Annotated in this window: 22 protein-coding genes; 11 read left to right on the forward strand and 11 right to left on the reverse strand. The window is 66.0% G+C overall.

Annotated elements, in window-relative coordinates; all coding sequences use genetic code 11:
* Window positions 1-75 precede the first annotated feature (75 nt).
* From glnK to RAN53_RS08165, 3 genes are all read right to left on the reverse strand, one after another.
* The gene (gene glnK / locus RAN53_RS08155) at window positions 76-414 is read right to left on the reverse strand and encodes a P-II family nitrogen regulator (RefSeq protein ID WP_023004277.1); all 339 of its coding nucleotides are present in this window, start codon (window positions 412-414) and stop codon (window positions 76-78) included.
* A 145-nt stretch (window positions 415-559) separates the two neighbouring features.
* A complete protein-coding gene (locus RAN53_RS08160; protein ID WP_305796321.1) occupies window positions 560-1,810 on the reverse strand; it encodes an ammonium transporter in 1,251 nt (416 codons plus the stop codon).
* Between the two features lie 40 nt (window positions 1,811-1,850).
* Entirely contained in the window at window positions 1,851-2,189 is a 339-nt protein-coding gene (locus RAN53_RS08165) for a P-II family nitrogen regulator (protein ID WP_305796322.1), read from the reverse strand.
* A 268-nt stretch (window positions 2,190-2,457) separates the two neighbouring features.
* Between RAN53_RS08165 and RAN53_RS08170 the strand changes: the two genes are divergently transcribed.
* Complete coding sequence (locus RAN53_RS08170; protein ID WP_305796323.1) at window positions 2,458-2,814, forward strand: accessory factor UbiK family protein; 357 nt, start codon at window positions 2,458-2,460, stop codon at window positions 2,812-2,814.
* A 61-nt stretch (window positions 2,815-2,875) separates the two neighbouring features.
* Entirely contained in the window at window positions 2,876-4,378 is a 1,503-nt protein-coding gene (locus RAN53_RS08175; RefSeq protein ID WP_305796324.1) for a YifB family Mg chelatase-like AAA ATPase, read from the forward strand.
* Window positions 4,379-4,391: 13 nt separating this feature from the next.
* Here RAN53_RS08175 and RAN53_RS08180 read toward each other — a convergent pair whose 3' ends face one another.
* Both RAN53_RS08180 and RAN53_RS08185 read right to left on the reverse strand, forming a co-directional pair.
* Window positions 4,392-4,898, reverse strand: coding sequence for a hypothetical protein (locus RAN53_RS08180; protein ID WP_305796325.1), 507 nt, complete (start codon window positions 4,896-4,898; stop codon window positions 4,392-4,394).
* On the reverse strand, window positions 4,895-5,878 hold the full coding sequence (locus tag RAN53_RS08185) for an alpha/beta hydrolase (RefSeq protein ID WP_305796326.1): 984 nt from the start codon (window positions 5,876-5,878) through the stop codon (window positions 4,895-4,897). Before RAN53_RS08185 ends, RAN53_RS08180 begins: the two co-directional genes overlap by 4 nt.
* Window positions 5,879-6,110: 232 nt before the next feature.
* Here RAN53_RS08185 and RAN53_RS08190 point away from each other — a divergent pair, with 232 nt between their 5' ends.
* Window positions 6,111-8,285: a malate synthase G gene (locus RAN53_RS08190; RefSeq protein WP_305796327.1), complete on the forward strand. Its 2,175-nt coding sequence runs from the start codon at window positions 6,111-6,113 to the stop codon at window positions 8,283-8,285.
* 147 nt (window positions 8,286-8,432) lie between these two features.
* Window positions 8,433-8,846 (forward strand): PaaI family thioesterase, encoded by a 414-nt coding sequence (locus tag RAN53_RS08195; RefSeq protein WP_305796328.1) that lies wholly within the window; start codon window positions 8,433-8,435, stop codon window positions 8,844-8,846.
* Between the two features lie 5 nt (window positions 8,847-8,851).
* On the opposite strand, the gene RAN53_RS08200 is transcribed toward RAN53_RS08195, so the two are convergent.
* On the reverse strand, window positions 8,852-9,226 hold the full coding sequence (locus RAN53_RS08200) for a DUF423 domain-containing protein (protein WP_305796329.1): 375 nt from the start codon (window positions 9,224-9,226) through the stop codon (window positions 8,852-8,854).
* Window positions 9,227-9,489: 263 nt separating this feature from the next.
* Between RAN53_RS08200 and trmB the strand changes: the two genes are divergently transcribed.
* From trmB to RAN53_RS08220, 4 genes are all read left to right on the forward strand, one after another.
* Window positions 9,490-10,230, forward strand: a complete 741-nt coding sequence (gene trmB, locus RAN53_RS08205) for a tRNA (guanosine(46)-N7)-methyltransferase TrmB (RefSeq protein WP_305796330.1) — start codon at window positions 9,490-9,492, stop codon at window positions 10,228-10,230.
* A 236-nt stretch (window positions 10,231-10,466) separates the two neighbouring features.
* On the forward strand, window positions 10,467-10,961 hold the full coding sequence (ubiT, locus tag RAN53_RS08210) for a ubiquinone anaerobic biosynthesis accessory factor UbiT (RefSeq protein ID WP_305796331.1): 495 nt from the start codon (window positions 10,467-10,469) through the stop codon (window positions 10,959-10,961).
* A 38-nt stretch (window positions 10,962-10,999) separates the two neighbouring features.
* On the forward strand, window positions 11,000-13,111 hold the full coding sequence (locus RAN53_RS08215) for an adenosylcobalamin-dependent ribonucleoside-diphosphate reductase (protein WP_305796332.1): 2,112 nt from the start codon (window positions 11,000-11,002) through the stop codon (window positions 13,109-13,111).
* A 51-nt stretch (window positions 13,112-13,162) separates the two neighbouring features.
* On the forward strand, window positions 13,163-13,915 hold the full coding sequence (locus tag RAN53_RS08220) for a ribonucleoside-diphosphate reductase (RefSeq protein WP_305796333.1): 753 nt from the start codon (window positions 13,163-13,165) through the stop codon (window positions 13,913-13,915).
* Between the two features lie 19 nt (window positions 13,916-13,934).
* Here the strand turns inward: RAN53_RS08220 and RAN53_RS08225 are convergent, their stop codons facing one another.
* The 4 genes from RAN53_RS08225 to RAN53_RS08240 all read right to left on the reverse strand — a co-directional run bounded on the left by RAN53_RS08225 (window position 13,935) and on the right by RAN53_RS08240 (window position 18,651).
* Window positions 13,935-15,221, reverse strand: coding sequence for a ferric reductase-like transmembrane domain-containing protein (locus RAN53_RS08225; protein ID WP_305796334.1), 1,287 nt, complete (start codon window positions 15,219-15,221; stop codon window positions 13,935-13,937).
* Window positions 15,222-15,460: 239 nt separating this feature from the next.
* Window positions 15,461-17,686 carry a PepSY domain-containing protein gene (locus RAN53_RS08230; RefSeq protein WP_305796335.1) on the reverse strand — a complete coding sequence of 742 codons (2,226 nt, stop codon included), beginning with the start codon at window positions 17,684-17,686 and terminating at the stop codon, window positions 15,461-15,463.
* 28 nt (window positions 17,687-17,714) lie between these two features.
* Entirely contained in the window at window positions 17,715-18,191 is a 477-nt protein-coding gene (locus RAN53_RS08235) for a DUF2271 domain-containing protein (RefSeq protein ID WP_305796336.1), read from the reverse strand.
* A 58-nt stretch (window positions 18,192-18,249) separates the two neighbouring features.
* Window positions 18,250-18,651: a PepSY domain-containing protein gene (locus RAN53_RS08240; RefSeq protein WP_280552931.1), complete on the reverse strand. Its 402-nt coding sequence runs from the start codon at window positions 18,649-18,651 to the stop codon at window positions 18,250-18,252.
* Between the two features lie 166 nt (window positions 18,652-18,817).
* On the opposite strand from RAN53_RS08240, the gene RAN53_RS08245 reads away from it, so the two are divergent.
* From RAN53_RS08245 to RAN53_RS08255, 3 genes are all read left to right on the forward strand, one after another.
* Window positions 18,818-19,477 carry a response regulator transcription factor gene (locus RAN53_RS08245; protein ID WP_169956371.1) on the forward strand — a complete coding sequence of 220 codons (660 nt, stop codon included), beginning with the start codon at window positions 18,818-18,820 and terminating at the stop codon, window positions 19,475-19,477.
* Window positions 19,474-20,799 (forward strand): sensor histidine kinase, encoded by a 1,326-nt coding sequence (locus RAN53_RS08250; protein WP_305796337.1) that lies wholly within the window; start codon window positions 19,474-19,476, stop codon window positions 20,797-20,799. The genes RAN53_RS08245 and RAN53_RS08250 overlap by 4 nt, the downstream gene beginning before the upstream one ends.
* Window positions 20,800-21,140: 341 nt before the next feature.
* Window positions 21,141-21,467 carry a hypothetical protein gene (locus RAN53_RS08255; protein WP_169956375.1) on the forward strand — a complete coding sequence of 109 codons (327 nt, stop codon included), beginning with the start codon at window positions 21,141-21,143 and terminating at the stop codon, window positions 21,465-21,467.
* 142 nt (window positions 21,468-21,609) lie between these two features.
* On the opposite strand, the gene RAN53_RS08260 is transcribed toward RAN53_RS08255, so the two are convergent.
* Window positions 21,610-22,203 carry a DUF6448 family protein gene (locus RAN53_RS08260; RefSeq protein ID WP_280552933.1) on the reverse strand — a complete coding sequence of 198 codons (594 nt, stop codon included), beginning with the start codon at window positions 22,201-22,203 and terminating at the stop codon, window positions 21,610-21,612.
* Between the last annotated feature and the right edge of the window lie 17 nt (window positions 22,204-22,220).

Below are 22,220 nucleotides of genomic sequence, written 5' to 3' on the forward strand. Positions count from 1 at the left end.
CGCTTGGCCGCTTGGCCGCTTGGCCGCTTGGCCGCTTGGCCGCTTGGCCGCTTGGCCGCTTGGCCGCTTGGCCGCTTAGACCGCGTCCTTGCCCGTTTCGCCGGTACGGATGCGGATCACCTGCTCGAGAGGTGTCACGAAGATCTTGCCGTCGCCGATCTTGCCGGTGTTGGCCACGCTGGTGATGGCATCGATCACCTTCTCGGCCATTTCGTCGTCCACGGCGACCTCGAGTTTCACCTTGGGCAGGAAGTCCACCACGTACTCGGCACCACGGTAGAGCTCGGTGTGGCCCTTCTGACGGCCGAAGCCCTTGACCTCGGTCACGGTGATGCCCTGCACGCCGATCTCCGAGAGGGACTCCCTCACGTCGTCGAGCTTGAAGGGCTTGATGATGGCGGTCACCAGTTTCATGGTTGGTTCCTCGTCGGTTCTGGGGCGGGCATGCCGCCGGCAATAGGCGGATTGCCTCTAGGATACACCCCGCCGGCGGGGAAGAAAAAAGGCCCCCTTGCGGGGGCCAAGTGGAGCACGCCAGCTCACTCGTTACGCGTTGCCGTCATTTCTTGGCGACGCTGAACTCGGGGTAGGCCTCCATGCCGCATTCGGCCAGGTCGACCCCCTCGTACTCTTCCTCCTCGCTGACGCGGACACCCATCACCGCCTTGAGGATGCCCCAGACGATCAGGCTGGCCAGGAAGACCCAGGCGAAGATGCCGACGATGCCGAGCAGCTGCGCGCCGAAGGTGGCGTCGCCGTTGTTCAGCGGCACGGCCAGCAGGCCCCAGATGCCGACCACGCCGTGCACCGAGATGGCGCCGACCGGGTCATCGATCTTCAGCTTGTCCAGGCCCACGATGGCGGCCACCACGATGACACCACCCACGGCGCCGATCAGCGCGGCGGCCGGGGCCGAGGGCGACAGCGGGTCGGCGGTGATCGCCACCAGGCCGGCCAGGGCACCGTTGAGGGTCATGGTCAGGTCGGCCTTGCGGAACCACAGCTTGGCGATGATCAGGGCGGCGATCACCCCGCCGGCGGCGGCGGCGTTGGTGTTGACCAGCACCTGGGCGACGTTGTTGGCGGAGGAGATGTCGGAGAGCTTCAGCTCCGAGCCGCCGTTGAAGCCGAACCAGCCCATCCACAGGATGAAGGTGCCCAGGGTGGCCAGCGGCAGGTTGGCGCCGGGGATGGCGTAGATGCTGCCGTCCCTGCCGTACTTGCCCTTGCGCGGGCCGAGCACCAGCACGCCGGCCAGGGCCGCGGCCGCGCCGGCCATGTGCACGATGCCGGAGCCGGCATAGTCGGAGAAGCCGGCCTCGGAGAGCCAGCCGCCACCCCAGGTCCAGTAGCCCGAGACCGGGTAGATAAGGCCGGTCATCACCACGGCGAAGGCCAGGAAGGCCCACAGCTTCATGCGCTCGGCCACGGCCCCGGAGACGATGGACATGGCGGTGGCCACGAACACCACCTGGAAGAAGTAGTCGGCGCGCATGGAGTAGTAGGGAGCGTCATCGCCACCTGCCAGCACCGCGTCCATGCCGTTCTCGCCGCCCAGCAGCACGCCCAGGTTGGGCAGGAAGCCGCCGCCGGGGCTGGAGTACATGATGTAGTAGCCCACCAGCAGGTACATGGTGCAGGCGATGGCGAACAGCGCGATGTTCTTGGTGAGGATCTCGGCGGTGTTCTTGGCGCGCACCAGGCCGGCCTCGAGCATGGCGAAGCCGGCGGCCATCCACATCACCAGCACGCCGCAGATCAGGAAGTAGAAGGTGTCGAGCGCATAGCTCAGTTCGGTCAGTTCACTCATGGGACTTTCTCCAGTCGGGGAAGCGGCAGTCGGTCATGGCTCAGACGGCGTCGGCGCCGCGCTCGCCGGTGCGGATACGGATCACGTCCTCGAGGGCCGTGACGAATACCTTGCCATCGCCGATCTTGCCGCTGCCGGCGGCTTCGCAGATGGCGTCGAGCACGCCCTCCAGGCGGCTGTCGTCCACGGCGATCTCGATCTTGACCTTGGGCAGGAAGTCGACGACGTACTCGGCACCGCGATAGAGCTCGGTGTGGCCCTTCTGGCGACCGAAGCCCTTGACCTCGGTGACGGTGATGCCCTGGACGCCGTTGTCGGCGAGGGCCTCGCGGACGTCGTCGAGCTTGAAGGGCTTGATGATGGCGGTGATCAGCTTCATGTCCTGTCTCCTCTGGGGAAGGGAGGCGACCCGATGGGGCAGCTGATCTGCACAATGCGCGCGGCGTGCCAGTGTGGAGAAAAATCCATATATACCAATTTGTTGAGTCAGGCTGTTCGGTCGAGGACGGCACTTCCCACGGTGTACTGTCGGGGCCCATGCACCCCGATGGTGCCGGTGCGCGTCCCGCGTGCCCTGCAAGAGGGCATGCGTCTCATGGATGCCACGCGTATCCTGTAGGTCGTCATCCCCAACCAGGAGAAGCGTCATGGTGACCCACGATAGAATCGGTCGGCTGGCCCAGCAGATCGGCGAACGCCTGCAGGGCGCCTCCCAGGCCCCCGAAGAGGTGCAGAAGGGGATCCAGCAGGTGGTGAGGGGCGCCTTCGACCGTCTCGAACTGGTCTCCCGCGAGGATTTCGACATCCTGATGGACGTGCTGCAGCGCACCCGGTCGCGGGTCGAGGCCCTGGAGAAACAGGTCGCCTCCCTGGAGGCGCTGGTGGAATCTCAGGCCGGCGATGGGACCGCCTCCGCCGCTGCCGACAAGCCGCAGGTCTCTGCGGATGGCGAGGCGCCGACCCCGCCGGAGGAGGACGCCGGGGCTGGCGAGGCGGGGCGCTGACCCGCGCGCTCCCTCGTCGGCTGGACTAGCCTGAGAGCAGTCCATCCGCGAGGGAGCGCCCATGACGCTGGCGATCGTGCACACCCGGGCCGGGCTCGGCCTGGAGGCACCCGAGGTGCAGGTAGAGGTGCACCTCTCCAACGGCCTGCCCAGCATGACGCTGGTCGGGCTGCCGGAGACGGCGGTCAAGGAGAGCCGCGAGCGGGTGCGCAGCGCCCTGGTCAACGCCGGCTTCGAGTATCCGCTGCGGCGTATCACCCTCAACCTGGCTCCCGCCGACCTGCCCAAGGAGGGCGGGCGCTTCGACCTGCCCATCGCCCTGGGGCTGCTGCTCGCCTCGGGGCAGCTGCCACCCGGCTGCCTGGAGAATACCGAGAGCGTCGGCGAGCTGGCGCTGGATGGGGCGTTCAGGCGGGTCGAGGGGGTGCTGCCGCTGGCCCTGGCGGCACGCCGCGCCGGGCGCCGGTTGATCGTGCCGCGGGCCAACGCCGACGAGGCCGCGCTGGCCGGTGAGCTCGAGGTGCTGCCCGCCGACCACCTTATGGAGGTGGTGGCGCACCTGCTGGGTCAGGCCCCCATCGCCCCCCACCGGCTGTCGCGCCCGCCCGAGGCCACCCGGCCGCTGCCTGACCTCGCCGAGGTGCGCGGCCAGTTCCAGGCCCGACGCGCCCTGGAGGTCGCCGCCGCCGGCGCCCATAATCTGCTCTTCGCCGGCCCGCCCGGCACCGGCAAGACCATGCTGGCCAGCCGCCTGCCGGGCATCCTGCCGCCGCTGACCGACGAGGAGGCCCTGGAGGTGGCGGCGGTGCGCTCGGTCAGCGGCCTGCCGCTGCGTGCCGAGTGGGGGCGGCGTCCCTTTCGCTCCCCGCACCATACCGCCAGCGCCGTGGCCCTGGTGGGCGGCGGCGCACGGCCACGCCCCGGGGAGATCTCCCTGGCCCACCACGGCGTGCTGTTCCTCGACGAGTTGCCGGAGTTCCCGCGCCATGTGCTGGAGGTGATGCGCGAGCCCATGGAGTCCGGGCGCATCCATATCGCCCGGGCCAGCCACGAGCGCCGCTATCCTGCACGCTTCATGCTGGTGGCGGCGATGAACCCCTGCCCCTGTGGCCACCTGGGTGACCCGCGCCAGGCCTGTCACTGCACCGCGGCGCAGATCCAGCGCTACCAGGCGCGGCTCTCCGGGCCGCTGCTCGACCGTATCGACCTGCAAGTCGAGGTGCCGGCACTGCCTCCGGAGCAGCTCACCGCCAACCAGCCGGGGGAGGACTCCGCCACGGTGCGCCGGCGAGTGCTCGCCGCCCGTGAGCGGCAGCTGGCGCGAGGGGCGCTCAACGCCCACCTGGCGGGGCGCGAGCTGGAGTCGGCCTGCGGCCTCTCGGCGGCGGATCGCGCCTGGCTGGCGGCGGTGCTTGAGCGGCTCAAGCTTTCGGCGCGGGCCTATCATCGCGTGCTGCGGGTGGCGCTGACCCTGGCCGATCTCGCCGGGGTTTCGCGCCCCGAGCGCGAGCAGCTGATCGAGGCGGTGGGTTACCGCCAGCTCGACCGACTCCTCAAGGGGTGAGCGGCGCCTTTCGCTACAGTGCCGTGGCGTCCAGGGCACCCTGCAGGCTCTGCTCCCAGCGCGCCGCCTCCTCCCCGGGGCGGCGCAGGGTCAGCGTCAGGCGGTAGGGCAGCAGCTCGCGGTCGGAGAGTGACAGGCGCGGGCCGTCGGCCATCAGCCGGCTCTCCAGGCGCCACTGGTTGTCGCCGCCCTCGTTGAGGCTCTCGCCCCAGTCGAGCACCTGGGGGCCGTCGCTGACCGCCAGCAGGGCGCGTACCAGGCTTTCCTCGAAACGTATCTCCTCGATACCGAGACCGGCATTGACCTCGGGGGGTGCCAGCAGCAGCACCTGGTCGCTGGGCGGCTGCGGCAGGGACGGCGCCGTCATCACCAGGGCGGCGGCGCGCTCGCCGAGGTTGAACAGCGCCTGGCGGATGCTGCTGTCGGGGCGCTCGGGTGTGCCGGCGCAGCCGGCGAGCAGGGTCAACGTCAGCGAGGTCAGGGCCAGCAGGGCGCCCAGGCGGGGGAGCGCGGTCTTCATGGTGAGGTATCCTCCACAGCGGTGCTGGGTGCCAGGGCGTCGATAAAGCGGTCCAGGCTCTCGAACAGCGTCTGGCGGATGGGCTCCGCCTCGTTGACCAGGTGGTGGCGCGCCTCGGGATGCAGATGGACCTCGGCGTTGGGAAACTTCTCCTTGAGCACCTCCAGGTTCCACTCCCAGTCCACGGTCAGGTCCTGCTCGCCCTGCAGGATCAGGGTCGGCACCGGGTTGGGAGGCAGCGCCAGCAGCCGCGGCATCCAGCGACGCATGGCGCTGACCCAGTCCACCGCCACGCGGTCGGCCTGCAGCGGGTCCTGGTCGCGCAGGAAGGCGGCGAATTCGGCGTCGGTGGAGTTGTCGCGGAACTTGCGCGGAATGGAGCGCACGAAGGGGCCCACCAGCAGGTGCAGCCAGCTCGACTGGCGCCAGCCCCAGGGCCTCACCAGCGGTGCCAGCAGGGCGAGTCCGGCCCAGTGGCCCGCCTCGCCGCGGGTCAGGGCGTCGGTGGCGAGTATCGCCGCGCCGGTGCTCTGGCCGATGCCCAGCCAGGGGTGCGGGGCCAGCCCCTCGGTTTCCAGGTGGTCCTGGAGGGCGCGCAGGCAGCCGCCATAGTCGTCGAAGTCTGCGATGGAGGCGCGTTGCCCACTGGAGAGGCCGTGCCCGGGAAGGTCCCACAGCACCACGCGCCAGCCGCGTTCCAGCAGTCGCTCCAGCAGGTGGCGATAGAGCCCCAGGTGGTCGAAGTAGCCGTGCACCACGAAGGCCGTGCCGATGGGTTCGGCGGGGCTCCATACCGAGGCCCACAGGCGGAAGTCGCCGGCGTCCAGGAAACCCAGGTGCAGCCCCACGTGTTTGGCGAGCAGGGGCGCCAGGCCGTAGTGGCCCAGATAGCGTTCCAGATGATCGCCGCCGGGCAATTGGTCGCCAGGGTCGATCCAGCGGAAGGGGCCCAGGGCCTGCAGGGGGGTGAAATCGCTCATCGCATTCTCCACGGTGCTCCATCATGCTAGCGGCAAGCGCGAGGTGGCACCATGATTGCCGAACGGGCGGGCGTCGCTGGCTTATCTTTTGGTCGAGTCTCGGCGCCGGCGATGCCATTCTGGCTTTACATGTGGAACGGTTTTCCACAAACTTGAACCCACGCAGTCACCCAACCCTGTTGATGGCAGTCCGGTGTGCACCCGCCGCCTGCCCCGTGCGAGGAGATCCACCATGACCCAACGTGTCACGCGTCACCGCCTCCAGGTGGCCGCCGAACTGGACCGTTTCATCAACGAGCAGGCGCTCCCGGGCACCGGTGTCGACGCCGAGGCCTTCTGGGCCGGCGTGGATGCCCTCTTCCATGATCTGACCCCCAAGAATCACGATCTTCTCGCCGAGCGCGATCGCCTGCAGGAGAAGCTCGATACCTGGCATCGCGAGAACCCCGGCCCGGTGCGTGACATGCCTGGCTACCGCGCCTTCCTCGAGGAGATCGGCTACCTGGCCGCTCCCCCGGCCCATGTCAGGGTGACCACCACCAACGTCGATCGCGAGATCGCCGTCCAGGCCGGCCCGCAGCTGGTGGTGCCGGTCAACAATGCCCGCTATGCGCTGAACGCCGCCAATGCCCGCTGGGGCAGCCTCTACGACGCGCTCTACGGCACCGATGCCATCTCCGAGGAGAACGGCGCCGAGAAGGGCGAAAGCTTCAATCCCAAGCGTGGCGCGAAGGTCATCGCCTACGCCCGCGGTGTCCTGGACCGCGCCGCGCCGCTGGCGACCGGCTCCCACCGCGATGCCGTCAAGTACGCCCTGCGTGATGGCCACCTGGTGGTTACCCTCGAGGGCGGCCGCGAGACCGGCCTCAAGGACGCCGGCAAGCTGGTGGGCTTCAATGGCCCGGCCGAGAGGCCCGATGCCATCCTGCTGAGCAACCATGGCCTGCATCTGGAGATCCAGATCGACCCGAGCAACCCGATCGGCAAGACCGACCCTGCCGGCGTCAAGGACGTGGTGGTCGAGGCCGCGCTGACCACCATCATGGACTGCGAAGACTCCGTGGCCGCGGTGGACGCCGAGGACAAGGTCGGCGTCTACGCCAGCTGGCTGGGCCTGATGAAGGGTGACCTGACCGAGGAGGTCGAGAAGGGTGGCAAGACCTTCACCCGCCGCCTCAACGCCGACCGCACCTGGCAGAACACCGACGGCGGCAGTGTGACCCTGCCGGGCCGCTCGCTGATGTTCGTGCGCAACGTCGGCCACCTGATGACCACCCCGGCGGTGCTCGACGCCGAGGGCAACGAGCTGCCCGAGGGTATCCTCGACGGCATCGTCACCAGCCTGATTGCCCTGCACGACCTGAAGAAGGGCGAGGGCGATCCGCGCAACTCCCGCGAGGGCTCGGTCTATATCGTCAAGCCGAAGATGCACGGACCGAAGGAGGTGGCCTTCGCCAGTGAGCTGTTCGGCCGCGTCGAGGACCTGCTGGGCCTGGCCCGCGATACCCTGAAGATGGGCATCATGGACGAGGAGCGGCGCACCACGGTGAACCTCAAGGCGTGTATCGCCGAGGCCAGCTCGCGTGTGGTGTTCATCAACACCGGCTTCCTCGATCGCACCGGCGACGAGATGCACACCGCCATGGAGGCGGGGCCGATGATCCGCAAGGGCGACATGAAGGGCGCCGCCTGGATCCAGGCCTACGAGAAGAACAACGTCCAGGTCGGCCTGGCCTGTGGCCTGCGCGGCCGCGCCCAGATCGGCAAGGGCATGTGGGCCATGCCCGACCTGATGGCCGGTATGCTCGAGCAGAAGATCGGCCATCCCAAGGCCGGCGCCAACACCGCCTGGGTGCCGTCGCCCACCGCCGCGACCCTGCACGCCCTGCACTACCATCAGGTAGACGTTACCGCCATCCAGCGCGAGCTGGAGGGGCAGGGCGAGCCGGACGTTCTGGATGACCTGCTCAGCGTGCCGGTCGCCGAGAGCGCCGACTGGAGCGACGCGGAGCGCCAGCAGGAGCTCGACAACAACTGCCAGGGCATCCTCGGCTACGTGGTGCGCTGGGTCGAGCACGGCGTGGGCTGCTCCAAGGTGCCGGACATCCATGACGTGGGCCTGATGGAGGATCGCGCCACCCTGCGCATCTCAAGCCAGCACATCGCCAACTGGCTGCATCATGGCGTGGTCGATGCCGCACGGGTCCAGGAGACCCTGGAGCGCATGGCCAAGGTGGTCGACGAGCAGAACGCCGGAGACCCGGAGTACACGCCGATGAGCGCGGACTTCCAGGGCTCCAGCGCCTTCCAGGCCGCCAGCGACCTGATCTTCAAGGGTCGCGTGCAGCCCGCCGGCTACACCGAGCCGCTGCTGCACCACTGGCGCGCCGTGCACAAGGCGAAGTAAGAAAAAAAACGAAAGGCGTCGGGGAGCGCCCCCGCGGTCATGCCGCGGGGGCGCCTTCTTTGGCGGGCTCGACGTTCGGGCACTGTCGGCGTCGGCGCGGGTCGGCTAAGGTGGTGGTTTTCGTCTGCCACAGCAGGGAGGCTTGCCATGCCCGTGATGACCGCCGCCGCCATCGAGGATTTCCTCGACGAGATCTTCCCCCAGCGCATCGGTACCATCGAGGCCGTCGATCATATGAAGGCCACCATGAGCCTGGCCATCGACGACGAGCACCTGCGTCCCGGCGCCAGCGTCTCCGGCCCCACCCTGATGGGCCTGGCCGACGTCTGCCTCTATGTGGCGATCCTCGCCGAGATCGGCCCCGAGCCCATGGCGGTGACCAGCGACCTGCACTGCCGCTTCCTGCGTCGCCCGCGCGGCGACCGCGATATCATCGCCACCGCGCGCATCCTCAAGCTGGGGCGCCGCCTGGCGGTGGGCGAGGTACAGCTGTTCTCCGCTGGCGATGAGCGGCCGGTGGCCCTGGTCACCGCCACCTATGCGTTGCCGGACAGCGACTGAGCGCCTCAGTGGGCGCGCAGTACGGCCCATGCAAGCGCCAGCCAGCCGCCGATCATCAGCACCCCGCCGATGGGCGTGATCATTCCCAGCCCCGTCGCGCCGGTGAGGGCCATGGCGTAGAGCGAGCCGGAGAAGAGCGCGATGCCGGCCGCCCACAGCCCCATGGCCAGCCGCTGGCCGGCGACCGGGCACGAGGCGCGCCAGGCCAGCATCGCCAGCAGTGCCAGGGTGTGCCACGCCTGGTAGCGCACCCCGGTCTCGAAGGCGGCTGCCAGCCGAGGGGCCAGTTGCCCCTCCAGGGCGTGGGCGCCGAAGGCGCCGGCGATCACCATCAGGGCGCCGGAGAGCGCCGCCCCCAGCCACCATCCCCTGTCGTGCATTCTGATCCTCCTTAGCCTTGATTGATCGGTACAGTTGCGTTGGTCGTCGAGAGGCGCCGGGGACATGCCGAAGAGGGGGTCCGAGGACCAGGGAAGGCCGAGGTAGCGTACAGGGAGGTATTCACAGCGCCCCCTCGCAGGCCTGTCGCCGGATCAGCCTCGAGAGTCCGCCTGCTTTGGCCACCTACCGTACCCCGGGCGAGCCTTAGCCGCTACAATACGCGCCCCCGGTTTATCCAAGCCAAGAAGAGTTGCCCCGCGCCATGACCGATCCCCGACACGACGACACGACCACCGGCCCGGAGGGGGCGGACGCCCCGCTGCATCGCCGCGGCATCAAGAGCTATGTGCTGCGCGCCGGACGCATGACCCAGGCCCAGACCCGCGGGCTCGAGGAGGTGTGGCCGCGTCTCGGACTGACCCTGGCCGACGGTCGCCAGGATCTCGAGACGCTGTTCGGTCGCCGCGCGCCCTGCGTGGTGGAGATCGGCTTCGGCATGGGCGCCTCCCTGGTGGAGCAGGCCGAGACCCACCCCGACACCGACTTCATCGGCATCGAGGTGCACGCTCCCGGCGTCGGCAAGCTGCTCGACGAGGCCGACAAGCGCGGCCTGACCAACCTGCGCGTCTACCGCGAGGACGCTCTGGCGGTACTCGAGCGGTGCCTGCCCGAGGCGAGCCTCGACACCCTGCAGCTGTTCTTCCCCGATCCCTGGCCCAAGAAGAAGCACCACAAGCGGCGCATCGTGCAGCCCGCCTTCGTCGAGCTGGTGCGCACCCGGCTGAAGGTCGGCGGCACCTTCCACCTGGCCACCGACTGGGAGGCCTATGCCGAGTGGATGGCCGAGGTGATGGACGCCGCTCCCGGCTTCGCCAACACCGCCGGGCCCGAGACCGCGCCCTACGTGCCGCGTCCGGCGTTCCGTCCGCAGACCAAGTTCGAGGCCCGTGGGGAGAGGCTGGGTCACGGTGTCTGGGATCTCATCTATCGCCGCACCGGGTGATTTTGCCGGCGCTTCATGGGCTTAGGCTGTCAAATGAAAATGGGTCATGATGAATGCCCGCCTGCACCAGATATGGGGCTTGCCGGCGGCATATGGTCTATATATGGTAGTCGGGCCGCGGGTGAACACAGGGCCTGCCACCGACATGATGCATGTCAGTGCAGCCCCGGGAGCACCGGCCTAGGATGAACGGTTCGGCGGCCCTGGCCGCATGGTACCCCCTCAGGAGAGCTGTCATGTCCCTGCCGTTGTTGCCTTTACCGTTACATGCCTTGCCGCGTCCTCCCGCACCCGCCCGTCTGATTCGCGCCCTCGATCCGCGCGTGCCGGTCCGCCTCAAGCGCCGCCTGGTGGAACCGCTGCTCAATCGCACCTTCGCCGAGCCTCTGGCCGAGGGGGAGTTCGACGCCCTGGAAGGGCGCCGCATCACCCTGGCCATCGAGGATATCGGCATGGCGCTGACCCTCACCCTGGAGGGCGAGCGCCTGGCGGTGTGCACCGAGCCCGGCGAGGCCACCATCCGTGGTGGCTGGCGGGAGTTCCTCTGCCTGGCGACCCGCCGCGAGGATCCCGACGCGCTGTTCTTCCAGCGCCGGCTGCTGATCGAGGGCGACACCGAACTGGGCCTGATGGTCAAGAACCTGCTCGACGGTCGCGAGGAGGGCTTGGCCCAGGGCCCCTTCGGCGAACTGCTGGTGCGCCTGGAGCGACTGGCAAGACGTACGAGCTGACTTTTTTCGATTAACGCACTTCTTCCGGAGCCATCCGAATGAGCACTTCCACCAAGGCAGTGAAGTCATCCAACGAGGTGCCCCTGCAGGGGCCGTCCCGTGACATCTGGGACTCCAAGTACCGCCTCAAGGACCGTCACGGCAGGCCCGTGGACCAGGACGTGGCCGCCACCTGGGATCGCGTGGCCCGCGCCCTCGCCGCGGTGGAAGGCAAGCAGGCCGACGCCTGGCTGGCGAAGTTTCGCTGGGCGCTGGAGAACGGCGCCATCCCCGCCGGGCGGATCATGTCCAACGCCGGCGCCGAGGCCTACAAGCCGGCGGTGAGCCTGATCAACTGCACGGTGTCGCGCACCATCCGCGACTCCATGCACGACATCCTCGACTCCGTGGTGGACGCCGGCATGACCCTCAAGGCGGGCTGCGGCATCGGCTACGACTTCTCCACCCTGCGCCACAAGGGCGCCTTCGTGTTCGGCGCCGGGGCCGGCACCAACGGCCCCCTGGCGTTCATGGATATCTACGACAAGATGTGCTTCACGGTGGCCTCCGCGGGCGGTCGCCGCGGCGCCCAGATGGGCACCTTCGACGTCGGCCACCCCGACGTGCGCCAGTTCATCGAGGCCAAGCGCGAGTCGGGCCGCCTGCGCCAGTTCAACCTGAGCCTGCTGATCACCGACGAGTTCATGGAGGCGGTCAGGAACGACAGCGAGTGGCCGCTGGCCTTCCCGCTGCACGCCGGGGAGAAGGATGACGTCCAGGAGAACGAGCTGATCTATCGCGACTGGCCGGTGGTGGAAGAGGGCTACACCGTCGATGCCGAGGGCCGCGTGGCCTGCCGCATCGTCGAGGTGATCCGCGCCCGCGAGCTGTGGGACACCATCATGAAGTCGACCTACGACTACGCCGAACCGGGCTTCATCCTGATCGACCAGGTCAACCGGATGAACAACAACTGGTTCTGCGAGGAGATCCGCGCCACCAACCCCTGCGGCGAGCAGCCGCTGCCGCCCGAGGGTGCCTGCCTGCTGGGCTCGGTGAACCTGACCCGCTTCGTCATCGACCCCTTCGGCAACAAGCCGCGCTTCGACTGGGAGCGCTACCGCCAGGTGGTGGCGATCTTCACCCGCATGCTCGACAACGTGGTGGAGATCAGCGGCCTGCCCCTGGAGGGCCAGCGCCGCGAGATCGAGGCCAAGCGCCGCCACGGCATGGGCTTCCTGGGCCTGGGCTCCACCCTGACCATGCTCAAGATCCCCTATGGCTCGCCGGAGTCGCTGGCCTTCACCGAGGAGGTGAGCCGCAACCTGGCCATCGAGGGCTGGAAGCAGGCACTCGAGCTCTCCCGCGAGAAGGGCATTGCCCCGGCGCTGGCCGAGGACTACGAGATCACGCCCAAGATGATGCGCGAGCGTCCGGAGCTCAAGAAGGATGGCTACGAGACCGGCGACAAGGTGCCCGGCCGCATCCTGCATGCGCGCTATAGCCGCTACATGCAGAAGGTCGCCGAGGTAGAGCCGGAGCTGGTCGCCCAGCTCGCCGAGCACGGCGCGCGTTTCACTCACCACAGCTCCATCGCGCCCACCGGTACCATCTCGCTGTCGCTGGGCAACAACGCCTCCAACGGTATCGAGCCGTCGTTCTCGCACCGCTACTTCCGCAACGTGATCCAGGCCGGCAAGAAGACCAAGGAGCAAGTCGAGGTGGTCTCCTTCGAGCTGGCGGCCTATCGCCACTTCATCGCTGCCGACGCCGTGGAGAGCGACTTGCCGGACTACTTCATCACCGCCGATGCCGTCTCTCCGAAGCAGCACGTGGCGGTGCAGGCCGCCGCCCAGGCGTGGGTCGACTCGGCGATCTCCAAGACGGTGAACGTGCCCACCGAGTTCCCCTTCGAGGAGTTCAAGGACCTCTATCTCGACGCCTACCAGAGCAAGCTCAAGGGCTGCACCACCTTCCGCTTCAACCCGGAGGCCTTCCAGGGCGTGCTGGTGCGCGAGGACGACCTCAAGAACACCACCTACGTGTTCGAGCTGGAGAATGGCGAGAGCGTGGAGCTGGCCGGTGACGAGAAGGTCATCTACGACGGCGAGGAGCACAACGCGGCGAACCTCTATGACGCGCTGAAGGAAGGCACCTATGGCAAGTGGTAATGCCTGCTGTCACGCTAGCGTCAATGTAAAACTTTCCGGAGGAGCCCCCTGATGGCCGTCGAGATCAATTCCAAGATCGTTTCCTACAGTGTCAAGAAGGCGGTGGAAGAGCCGCCGCTGGCCGAGGAGAACCCGCTCACGGTGCGCATCCCCTCGCGCCCCGAGGGCACCCTGGAGGCCGTGTCGGAGAAGATCTCCTACGTCGGCGCCGAGGGCCGCAAGAAGGTCTACCTGCTGGTCTCCTTTATGCCCGTGGAGGGCGTGCTCAACGGCAAGCGGGTGGTGATCGAGCGCCCGGTGGAGTTCTTCTTTCCCTCCGGTCAGCTCTCCAGCGAGCACCAGTGGATCACCGCCACCATGCGCAGCCTGTCGTTGGCCGCCCGCGGCGGCTACGTCACCCAGGCGGTGGCCGACCTGCGCAAGGTGGCCTGGGACAAGGGCCTGGTGCGCTGCGGCATGAACCGCTGGGGCAAGCCGGTGTTTCATGACTCCGAGGTGGCGGCCATCGCCTGGTCGATCCAGCAGATCCTCTACCGTCGCGGCTTCCTCGACCAGGACGGTAACCAGGTGCCGGTGGAGGAGCTGGTGTCTCGCTACGCCCAGCGCCAGGCCAGCGGCCACCTGTGGGTGCCGCCCACCGCGGAGGAGATCGAGCAGGCCGAGCGCAAGGCCGAGGAGGCCGCCCATGCCAAGGGCGACGGCCCCACCGTGGTCGGCCACTGCCCCGAGTGCAACGGCGAACTGATCATGATGGACGGCTGCCCCACCTGCTACTCCGGCTGCGGCTGGTCGAAGTGTGGATAAGCGAGTCCACTTCACTCGTTCAGCGAAACTGGAAACTTTCCTGATGAAAGCGTAATGAAATCGACTGCTGCTTCAGGCCGTTCCGCAAGGCTTTGGCGAGGCCGTGAGGCCCGCAAAACCAGATATCCACTCTGCGGTCATGGAGTTGCAGTTGATTCGCGGTCAATCGTTGCCCCTGCTGGCTGTCGTGGATGTGCAGCAATATGTCCGGAAGTTTGTCTGCCAGTTGTTGCAGGCGAGTCACCATTGGGTCATCCACGGCTCCTGCAGTGCAGTAATGAAGTGTGACTACTGGATGTTGTTGTTCGGTATTGATTAGGCGGTTTTCCAGCGCAGCCAGAAATGGTGTTACACCTATGCCGCCGGCCACCCAGATCTGCTGGGCGTTTTTTCTGCCGCTGGCGGGATCAAAACGACCATAAGGGCCTTCGAGCGTAACTGCCTGGCCACTGCTGAGCCGTTGCGGAATATCGCGGGTGTAGTCTCCCAGTGCCTTGATGTGGAAACTGAGCTGCCCGCTGTCGTTGTCAGCGCTGGACAGACTAAAAGGATGCGCCCCTTCAATCCGGTCGAAGGTCACCAAGGCGAATTGTCCGGCTTGATGCCCTGGCCACCGCCTGCCCATGTCACAGACGACTTCCGTGATGTTGGATGATGTCTGCTTGATGGCCTGAACCAGTCCTTTGTAGCGGCGGGTCCTTCCAATTTGCCCGGTCAGCGATTGCAGGCTTGCGGCGGCACCACCCACAATCAACAGTGCCATCAGCCAGCCGGTGGGTTGTTGCCACCACTTCAGCGGAGCCAACAACACTGCATGGGCTGCCAGTGCCAGATAAATCAGCGGCATCACCCGGTGCAGGTAACGCCAGTAATAGTAGGGCACCAACCGGGTCAGGGTAATGACAACCAGAAACAGCAACAGATACAGGCCGGGTTCGCCCAAGTCTTCAGCGCCATCCTGGAGGCCGTCCAGCAGGCCCGAAAAGTGTGCTTCCTGCAAGCTCCGATCCGAGCCAAACAGCGCTTCGAGACCATCATCCGCCATTTCGGTCAGCCAGTGTGTCAGCGCAAGACTTACGGACAGAATACCGGTCCATTTATGCAGCTGATACATGCTGTCCAGACCACCCAACGGCGACTCCAGCCATCCAGGCCGGGTAGCCAGCACCATGGTGATGGACATGAAATTGATGGCAAGGTATCCACTGAGTGTCAGTAACTGCTCATAGCTCAGCCCCGGGGCCCAGAAGCTGATTTGAGTTGCCAAAAGCAGGCAAAGGGTGATGCTGGTACGTATGTTAGGCATAAAACAAACTCCGGCTTAAGTTTGTTTAAATTCTGAAGCCTTAACCTGACACCAGCCTTAAATGTCTCTATGAATCCAGGCTTCGAAACCGTCACTCCGGCCTGAGGCTGTTCCGAGTGAAGATAACGCAGTCCGGACGACCTGAACTGCCCTCATGGCCTTGCTTACGCCCCGGGACGCAAGCGACCTGGGGCGTCTTTATTGGCGGCCATGCCACCATGGTGGCTCAGGGGCTTAGGTCAATAAACGTCCTCACGATAGCGCCCCTGAGCCTTGAGCGTCGCCACGTCCATGCCCAGCGGTGCGACTATGTCATTCAGCGCCGCCATGACGTTTTTTGCCATATCCCGGCCGCCGCAAACCAAGATCTGCGCGCCCTTCTCGATCAGCCAGCGCAGTTCGGGGCCATTCGCGATGAGCTTGTCCTGTACATAGGCGCGCTCATCGACGCGGGAAAAGGTCGTGTTCAGCTTCGTCAGCCGCCTGTCCTCGAGATAGACGTTCAGTTCGGGCTCATAGAGGAAGTCGGACTGCGGATTGCGGCCGCCCCAATAGAGGTGCATGGCTTGATGCGCCTTGTTGTGGCGGATGAAACCGACCAGCGGTCCGATGCCGGTACCCGCGCCAATCAGCACGATCGGCGCCTTGCCGGAGGCGGGGCGGAAGTTCGGGTTGGGCTGGATAAAGGCGTCGATGGTGCCGCCTATCGGCAGCGCATGAAGGAAGCCTGAACATAGGCCGCTGGGATGCTGGCGCACGCAGATCTCCAGGGTGCCATCTTTTGAGGCCGAGGCCAGCGAATAGAAGCGCGGCACCGGGCTGTTCGGTGGCAGGATGCCGACCAGGTCGCCGGCCTCGAAAGGCGGCAGGCCGGTGCGCCCCAACAGACGACTAAGCAGGCCGCTCCTGCCACCACCTTCAGGCGCCTTGAAGCGCAGCACGGCGGTGGGGGCCTGCACGTCGGCGCCGTAATCCACCCGCTCGGCGAGTTCCAGGGGGGTGGTGCGTGGTCGCACTGGAGTATGGACCAGCGTCAGCTCGATGCCGAGTACCTTGCCCACCGCGTTGCCCCAGCGGGCGAACTCCTGGGTTGACTGTCGGTCGATGGTGTCGAGCGGCAGCAGCTGCGGCCAGCCCTTGGCGGTGAGCGCCGTCTCGACCTTCTTCGCGAACCCGCAGAACTGCGGGAACTGTCGATCACCGAAGCCCAGCACGGCTACCGGGAGCTCCGGGGTCCTGGTGATCTTCTCTAGCCGCGCCAGGAAACGGTTGGCCGAGGCCGGCGCATCGCCATCCCCGTAGGTCGCGGTGAGGATGAACAGCCGTTTCGCGCCGCGATAGCGAGAGGCCAGCCGGTTCATGGGGGCGGTATGCACGCGGTGGCCCTCTCGAACCAGGCTGTCGTGCAGGGTCCTGGCGAAGCCCCAGGTCGTGTTGCTTTCGCTGCCGACCAGGATCACGCTATCCGCGGTGTTCGGCCCGCTGTTGGCGGCGAGTTTCGGCTTGGACCGCTGACGCTTCCACCAGATGATCGGGCCGGTCACAGCCATCACCGGCACCATCAGGGCGGCCAGGCCGAGGATCAGGCCAAGCCACCAGAGGCCCTCACCAGTATGCAGCATATAGATGAATTCATGGAACTTATGAGTGGCGTCATGGGGCAGGTAGGAGAGCCACTCGCCGCTGGCCTGATCGATATATCCGGCACCCTGATCGGTACCCAGGGAGTAGATGTCCGTGGGCTCGTCCGGGTAGGGATAGACCAGCGCTCGCAGGTCGCTTAAGTCTGTTGCCTTCAGGGCCGGCAGGGTATCGATGGCGGCGGGAGGGCCGCCAGCGACCTCTAGAGGGAATTCGGGCTCGGCCTCTACGCCCTCCGGGGCCAGGCCAAAGGTGGTGGCGGAGAGATAGGATCCGGTCAGCCCTGACAGCAGCAGGCCGAGAATCGCCGCCCGACCGAGTTCGATATGCAGCCGCTGGCTAAGTGTGCCGCGCACCGGGCGGAGCAACTGGCGCCATCCGCCTAGGCGAGCGGCCAGCAGCATGGCGCCGGAGATCGCCAGCACGATCATCGCCAGCGCCGTGATGCCCGCCACCGCGCGACCGGGCATATCGAGCAGCAGGGAGCGGTGCAGGTTCTTCACCCAGCGCGAGAACGGCGACGGCTCATAGGGAGCGATGGCCTGTCCGGTGCGCGGATCCACGCGATCGGCTCCCACCTGTCCGTCTTGGGTGTAATAGACGATAAGCGTGCCCGAGGGCGTGCGCTCGATCTGTTCGGCCCCCGGGTAATGCTCCGCTACCCTGCCCGCCAGCTCGGCGACGCTGATCTGCCCGGCGGCGGGCACCGTGGTCCCCGCCCGCTCGAGGGCCGGATCGAGCGATAGGATCGCCCCGGTCACCGTGAGTACGATGACGAACAGCGCCGCGATCAGGCCGGGTAGCGAATGAAGCTGGCGTAGCATGGTATTTGTGCTCCCTGTTCGATCAGAATCAGAAGGTGTAGTGGAACGACTGCACATAGCCACGGCCGGAGACCGACTTGCCTGCACCCTCAGTGGTCAGCGGGACGACGACGTCGGCGCGATTGTCGCGCATGTCCTCGACGGCGGTGTCGACGCGCACCTCATACCCTGCGTCGATCAGCTCATCGGCAATGTCGAGGGTGATATTCAGGGTACGTCCGTTGCCGACGCTGGCACCGGTCAGCCCGTCATATTCGCTGCTGCGTTGGCCGCTGCCCCGCGCCCAGTCGCGCAGGTGCTTGTAGTATTTCGACTTCTCTCCGGCGATCCAGAGTGTGCCCTGGTATTGGCCGTCGGCATCGGTGAGGTAGAGCGCCACATAGGCGCCGTCGCCTCCGTAGTTTTTCAGCTCGGTATTGAAGGTCACCTCCCGCGCCTGGGCGAGGGCCGGTAGCGCGATGGCGGCGGCAAGGCTGAGGGCAAGAGCAAGGGTGAGTCTTTTCATCGTCTGTCTCCGTCACATGTTGGTCTCGGGCAATCTAGTGTCCTTATGAAACAACGCATCACTCGATGCGGACGGACGGCTTGCCGCTGACGATGCCGCTGTCGGGGCCGGTGCGAGACTCCGAGCGCCGGCTGGTAGCTTCGCTGTCGTCGTCGTCATCAGAGCGGTCGTATTCCTTGTCGTCGTAGTCGTATTCGATTTCCAGCTTGCGCAGGCGCAGCGATGCCGGGGCGTACTCCGCCTCGACCTCGTTGCCCTCCTGATCGAGGCCCTTGACCTCGTAGCAGCCGTCATCGACCTTGATGCGGCGTACCTCCCAGCCCTTGGCCTCGAGCTGCTGGCGCAGGGCGTCGCGAGGCTGCCAGTCGGCGACCGGATCACGACAGTCGTCATCGGCTAGGGTCATTCCACTCGCCAGGATGGTGGCCAGCGTGGTGGTGACAAACAGTGGCGTTTTCATGGTTTTCTCCAGATGATGTTCACGTTGTCACTGTAAGCGGATCACCTGACAGGAATCTGACGTGGATACGACTGCTTCGATGTATGGGCGAGTCGGTCCCGTTCAGGTTGCCGTCAGGCAGACCCGTTAGGCTCAGGGTGTCTGTGACCTCAGGAGAAAATGGGATATGCGCATATTACTGATCGAGGATGCGCCCTCTCTGGGCGAGGCGGTGCGCGAACAGATCAGCGAAGATGGCCATGCCGTGGACTGGATGCAGTGCTTGAAGCACGCTGAAGCGAGCGTCGCGACGACCGCCTACGATCTGATTCTGCTTGACTTGATGCTGCCCGATGGCCGAGGACTCGATTTTCTGAGGCGCCGACGCAAGGCAGGCGATACCACGCCGGTGATTATCTTGACCGCACGGGATCAGATATCTGACCGTATTGAAGGGCTGAACGCCGGCGCGGACGACTACCTGGTCAAGCCCTTTGACCTGTCGGAGCTGTCCGCTCGGATCGCCGCCGTGGCGCGGCGTTACAGTGGCAATCCCAATCCGCTGATCCGCGTGGGTGAGTTGGAGATCGATCTGGTCAATCATTCGGTGCTCCGGGCCGGACACGGCGTCGAGCTGACGGCACGGGAATGGGCGCTGCTCGAGTCGCTCGTGCAACATCCCGGAGCGCTGTTGTCCCGGGCTCAACTCGAGGATCACCTGTATGCCTTCGGCGCGGAGATCGAAAGCAACACCGTAGAGGTTCATATCAGCCGCATGCGCAAGAAGTTGGGACATGCCAGCATCGAGACCGTACGTGGCATGGGCTATCGGCTGGGGCGGAGATGAGCCGGCCGATTAGCCTGCAGCGTCGTCTCGGCCTCGGCTTGACCCTCGGGGTGACGCTATTCTGGCTGGTCGCCACCACGGTCACGGCGCTGATCGTCGAACATACCATCGACAGGACCCTCGATAGTTCCCTGGAAGAGACCGCGCAACGCATCCTGTCCCTGGCCGTCGTCGAAATCTACAATCGTGAAGATGCCGGCCTGCTCCAGCAGGTGGCCGCCCTGCGCCCTCACGAGGAGTACATTACCTACCTGGTTCGGGGAATGGATGGCACGCCGTTGCTCGCCTCGCATGACATCGATCCGTCCACTTTCCCGGAGACACCTCAGGCGGGGCTGCGCAGCACGGCAACGCATCGGCTCTACGGCACCACCGCGATCAGCGATACCCTTTTCATCGAGGTCGCCGAGCCGCTTGCCTCTCGACGCCAGGCAAAAGGGCAAGCGATCGTGATGCTGCTCTTGCCCTTGGCGGGTCTGATTCCCCTGAGCCTGATGGGCATCTGGTGGTTCGTGCGTCATGCCTTGAGTGGAGTCAGAGCGTATCGTGATGCGCTCGAGGCGCGCGGAGCAGGGGATCTGTCGCTGGTAGAGGGCAAGCGCCTGCCGGCGGAACTCGTGCCCATCGCCGAGGCGGTGAACCATCTGCTGGAGCGATTGCGCCGTGCGCTGGAGTCCGAACGCAGCTTCACGGCTAACAGCGCCCATGAGCTGCGCACGCCCCTGGCGGCGACCCTGGCCCAGGTGCAGCGTCTGCGCCATGAAGCGCCGCCGGGGCGGCTGCAGGATCGGGCGGCTCGCATCGAGGCGTCGCTGCGCCAGCTTTCGCGGCTGTCGGAGAAGCTGATGCAGCTGGCCAAGGCGGAGGGCAGTGACCTCCTGGCCGAAACACCCCAGGACGTCCGGCCGATCATCGCTCATGTCGTCGACGACTTTCGCCGTGTTTCCGCGGTGCGCCTCGAACTTTCACTGCCCAAGGAAGCGCGAATCCTTTCATCGATCGATCCGGATGCCTTGGCGATTCTGCTGCGTAATCTGATCGAAAATGCCCTGAAGCATGGGCAGGACGATCGGCCCGTCGAGGTCGCCCTGTCGAGCGAAGGCGTGTTGCGGGTGGTCAACGCGGGACCGGTGATTCCGGCGGAGGTGCTCGCTCGGCTGACGGACCGCTTCACCCGGGGCAATACCCGGGCCGGCGGCTCCGGCCTGGGACTCGCCATCGCCCAGGCGATCGCCGAGGGGGCTGGTGTCACCTTGACGCTCCTCGCCCCTGCGTCAGGACGAAAGGATGGTTTCGAGGCGAGTCTGCGGTTACCGCCGTGAGCCTTGACAAGTGTCAAAGGTATGCTGATGGAAACCCGACACCTGATCATCATGCACGACGTCTTCCTTAAGGGCGGCGGTATGGACCTGCTATGGTCGCTTCATGGCTCAAGGAGCGCTCGGCGCTGGCAGTGTCCCGCATGTTCGCAAGCCTATGGCCTGATAGGCAGTCGCGATTCCATCCGGTAGACACTGCGCATGGCGCGAGCCGAAAAAATGCATCGATATTTGGGTTCTTTCAGCGCCGTGTAAGCCTGCCTTGCCAGACTGTTGATGAGCCGGGTGGAACCCTCCGCTCGGCAGTCAAACTTCCTCGATCGATGAGGAAGGAGGATAACATCATGAGCCGTCGTCATATCATTGGTCTCGTTAGCGGTGTAATGCTCCTGGCTGGCGTTGTCGTCCCCGCGGCAGCAGAGCAGGCTTCCTGGGAGACCACGCCCCGAATACCGCAGGTCGCCTTCATGGAGCATCACGACAAGCTTCAGGAGTGGTCCAGGGGGTTGGGCGTCACGCTGCCCCTGGCGGCTGCGCCAGCGCCCGTCGTGAAGGCCACGTCGTCTTCCCCTGAGCCCATGTCCCGGCTACCGCAGAGCGCCGTCACTGAGCACCGCAACAAGCTGCAGGAATGGTCGCGGGGGCTCGGTGTCACGCTGCATGATCTCTGATCGTTCGTGATGGGCCATGGGGAAGGGAAAAATAAGGAGAACTGAAAAAACGCTGAGTGCACCGCTGGCCGTCAGCCGTTAGAGCGCACCGCCCCGGGTCACGAGAGTGGCCCGGGGCGGTGGCGTTTCTGGGGGCTGGCGCTCAGTGATCATGAGCACTGGCGTTGCCCGCGATCACATTGTGTACATCCTCCAGATAGTGGACGTAGTGCACATAGTGATCGACGAACTCTCGTCCCAGCTCGGGGTTATCACCGGCTCGCTGCCTGGCTGCCAGGGTGGTCTCGAAGGCCGAGCGTGTCTCCTGTTCGAACTTCTCGACGAGGCGAGCCAGCAAGGTATCGATCTCGCCCTCTTCCAACGCCCTGTCGGCGAGCTGAACCGCAGGGTCAATCTCACCGGCCGGCTTGATGCCGGTGAAAGGCGCGCCTTCATAGGCGCGGTGAGTTGCTACCAACTTGGCGAAGAACTGCTGGTCAGCCAGCTCCCGGGCATTGTCACCGAGCGCGCGCACCTCCAGGGTCTTGTCGAACATGGACGCGAGCTCTGCCTCATCGTCGGCGGGGATCCACTTGAGAACCGGCGTGATATCGCCCGACTCCAGCGCGAGTCGTGCTTCCGAGATCACCGGGCCGTCCAAGGCATCGCAGTGGGCGAATGCGGGGGTGGCCAGCGGCAGGGCGAGGGCGGAAGTGGTAGCGATGGCCAGAAGGTGTTTGCGAAGTGGCAGGGTCATGGTGTCTTGCTCCGAAA

It is taken from the genome of Halomonas sp. SSL-5 (assembly GCF_030708455.1).
Classification (GTDB): Bacteria; Pseudomonadota; Gammaproteobacteria; order Pseudomonadales; family Halomonadaceae; genus Halomonas.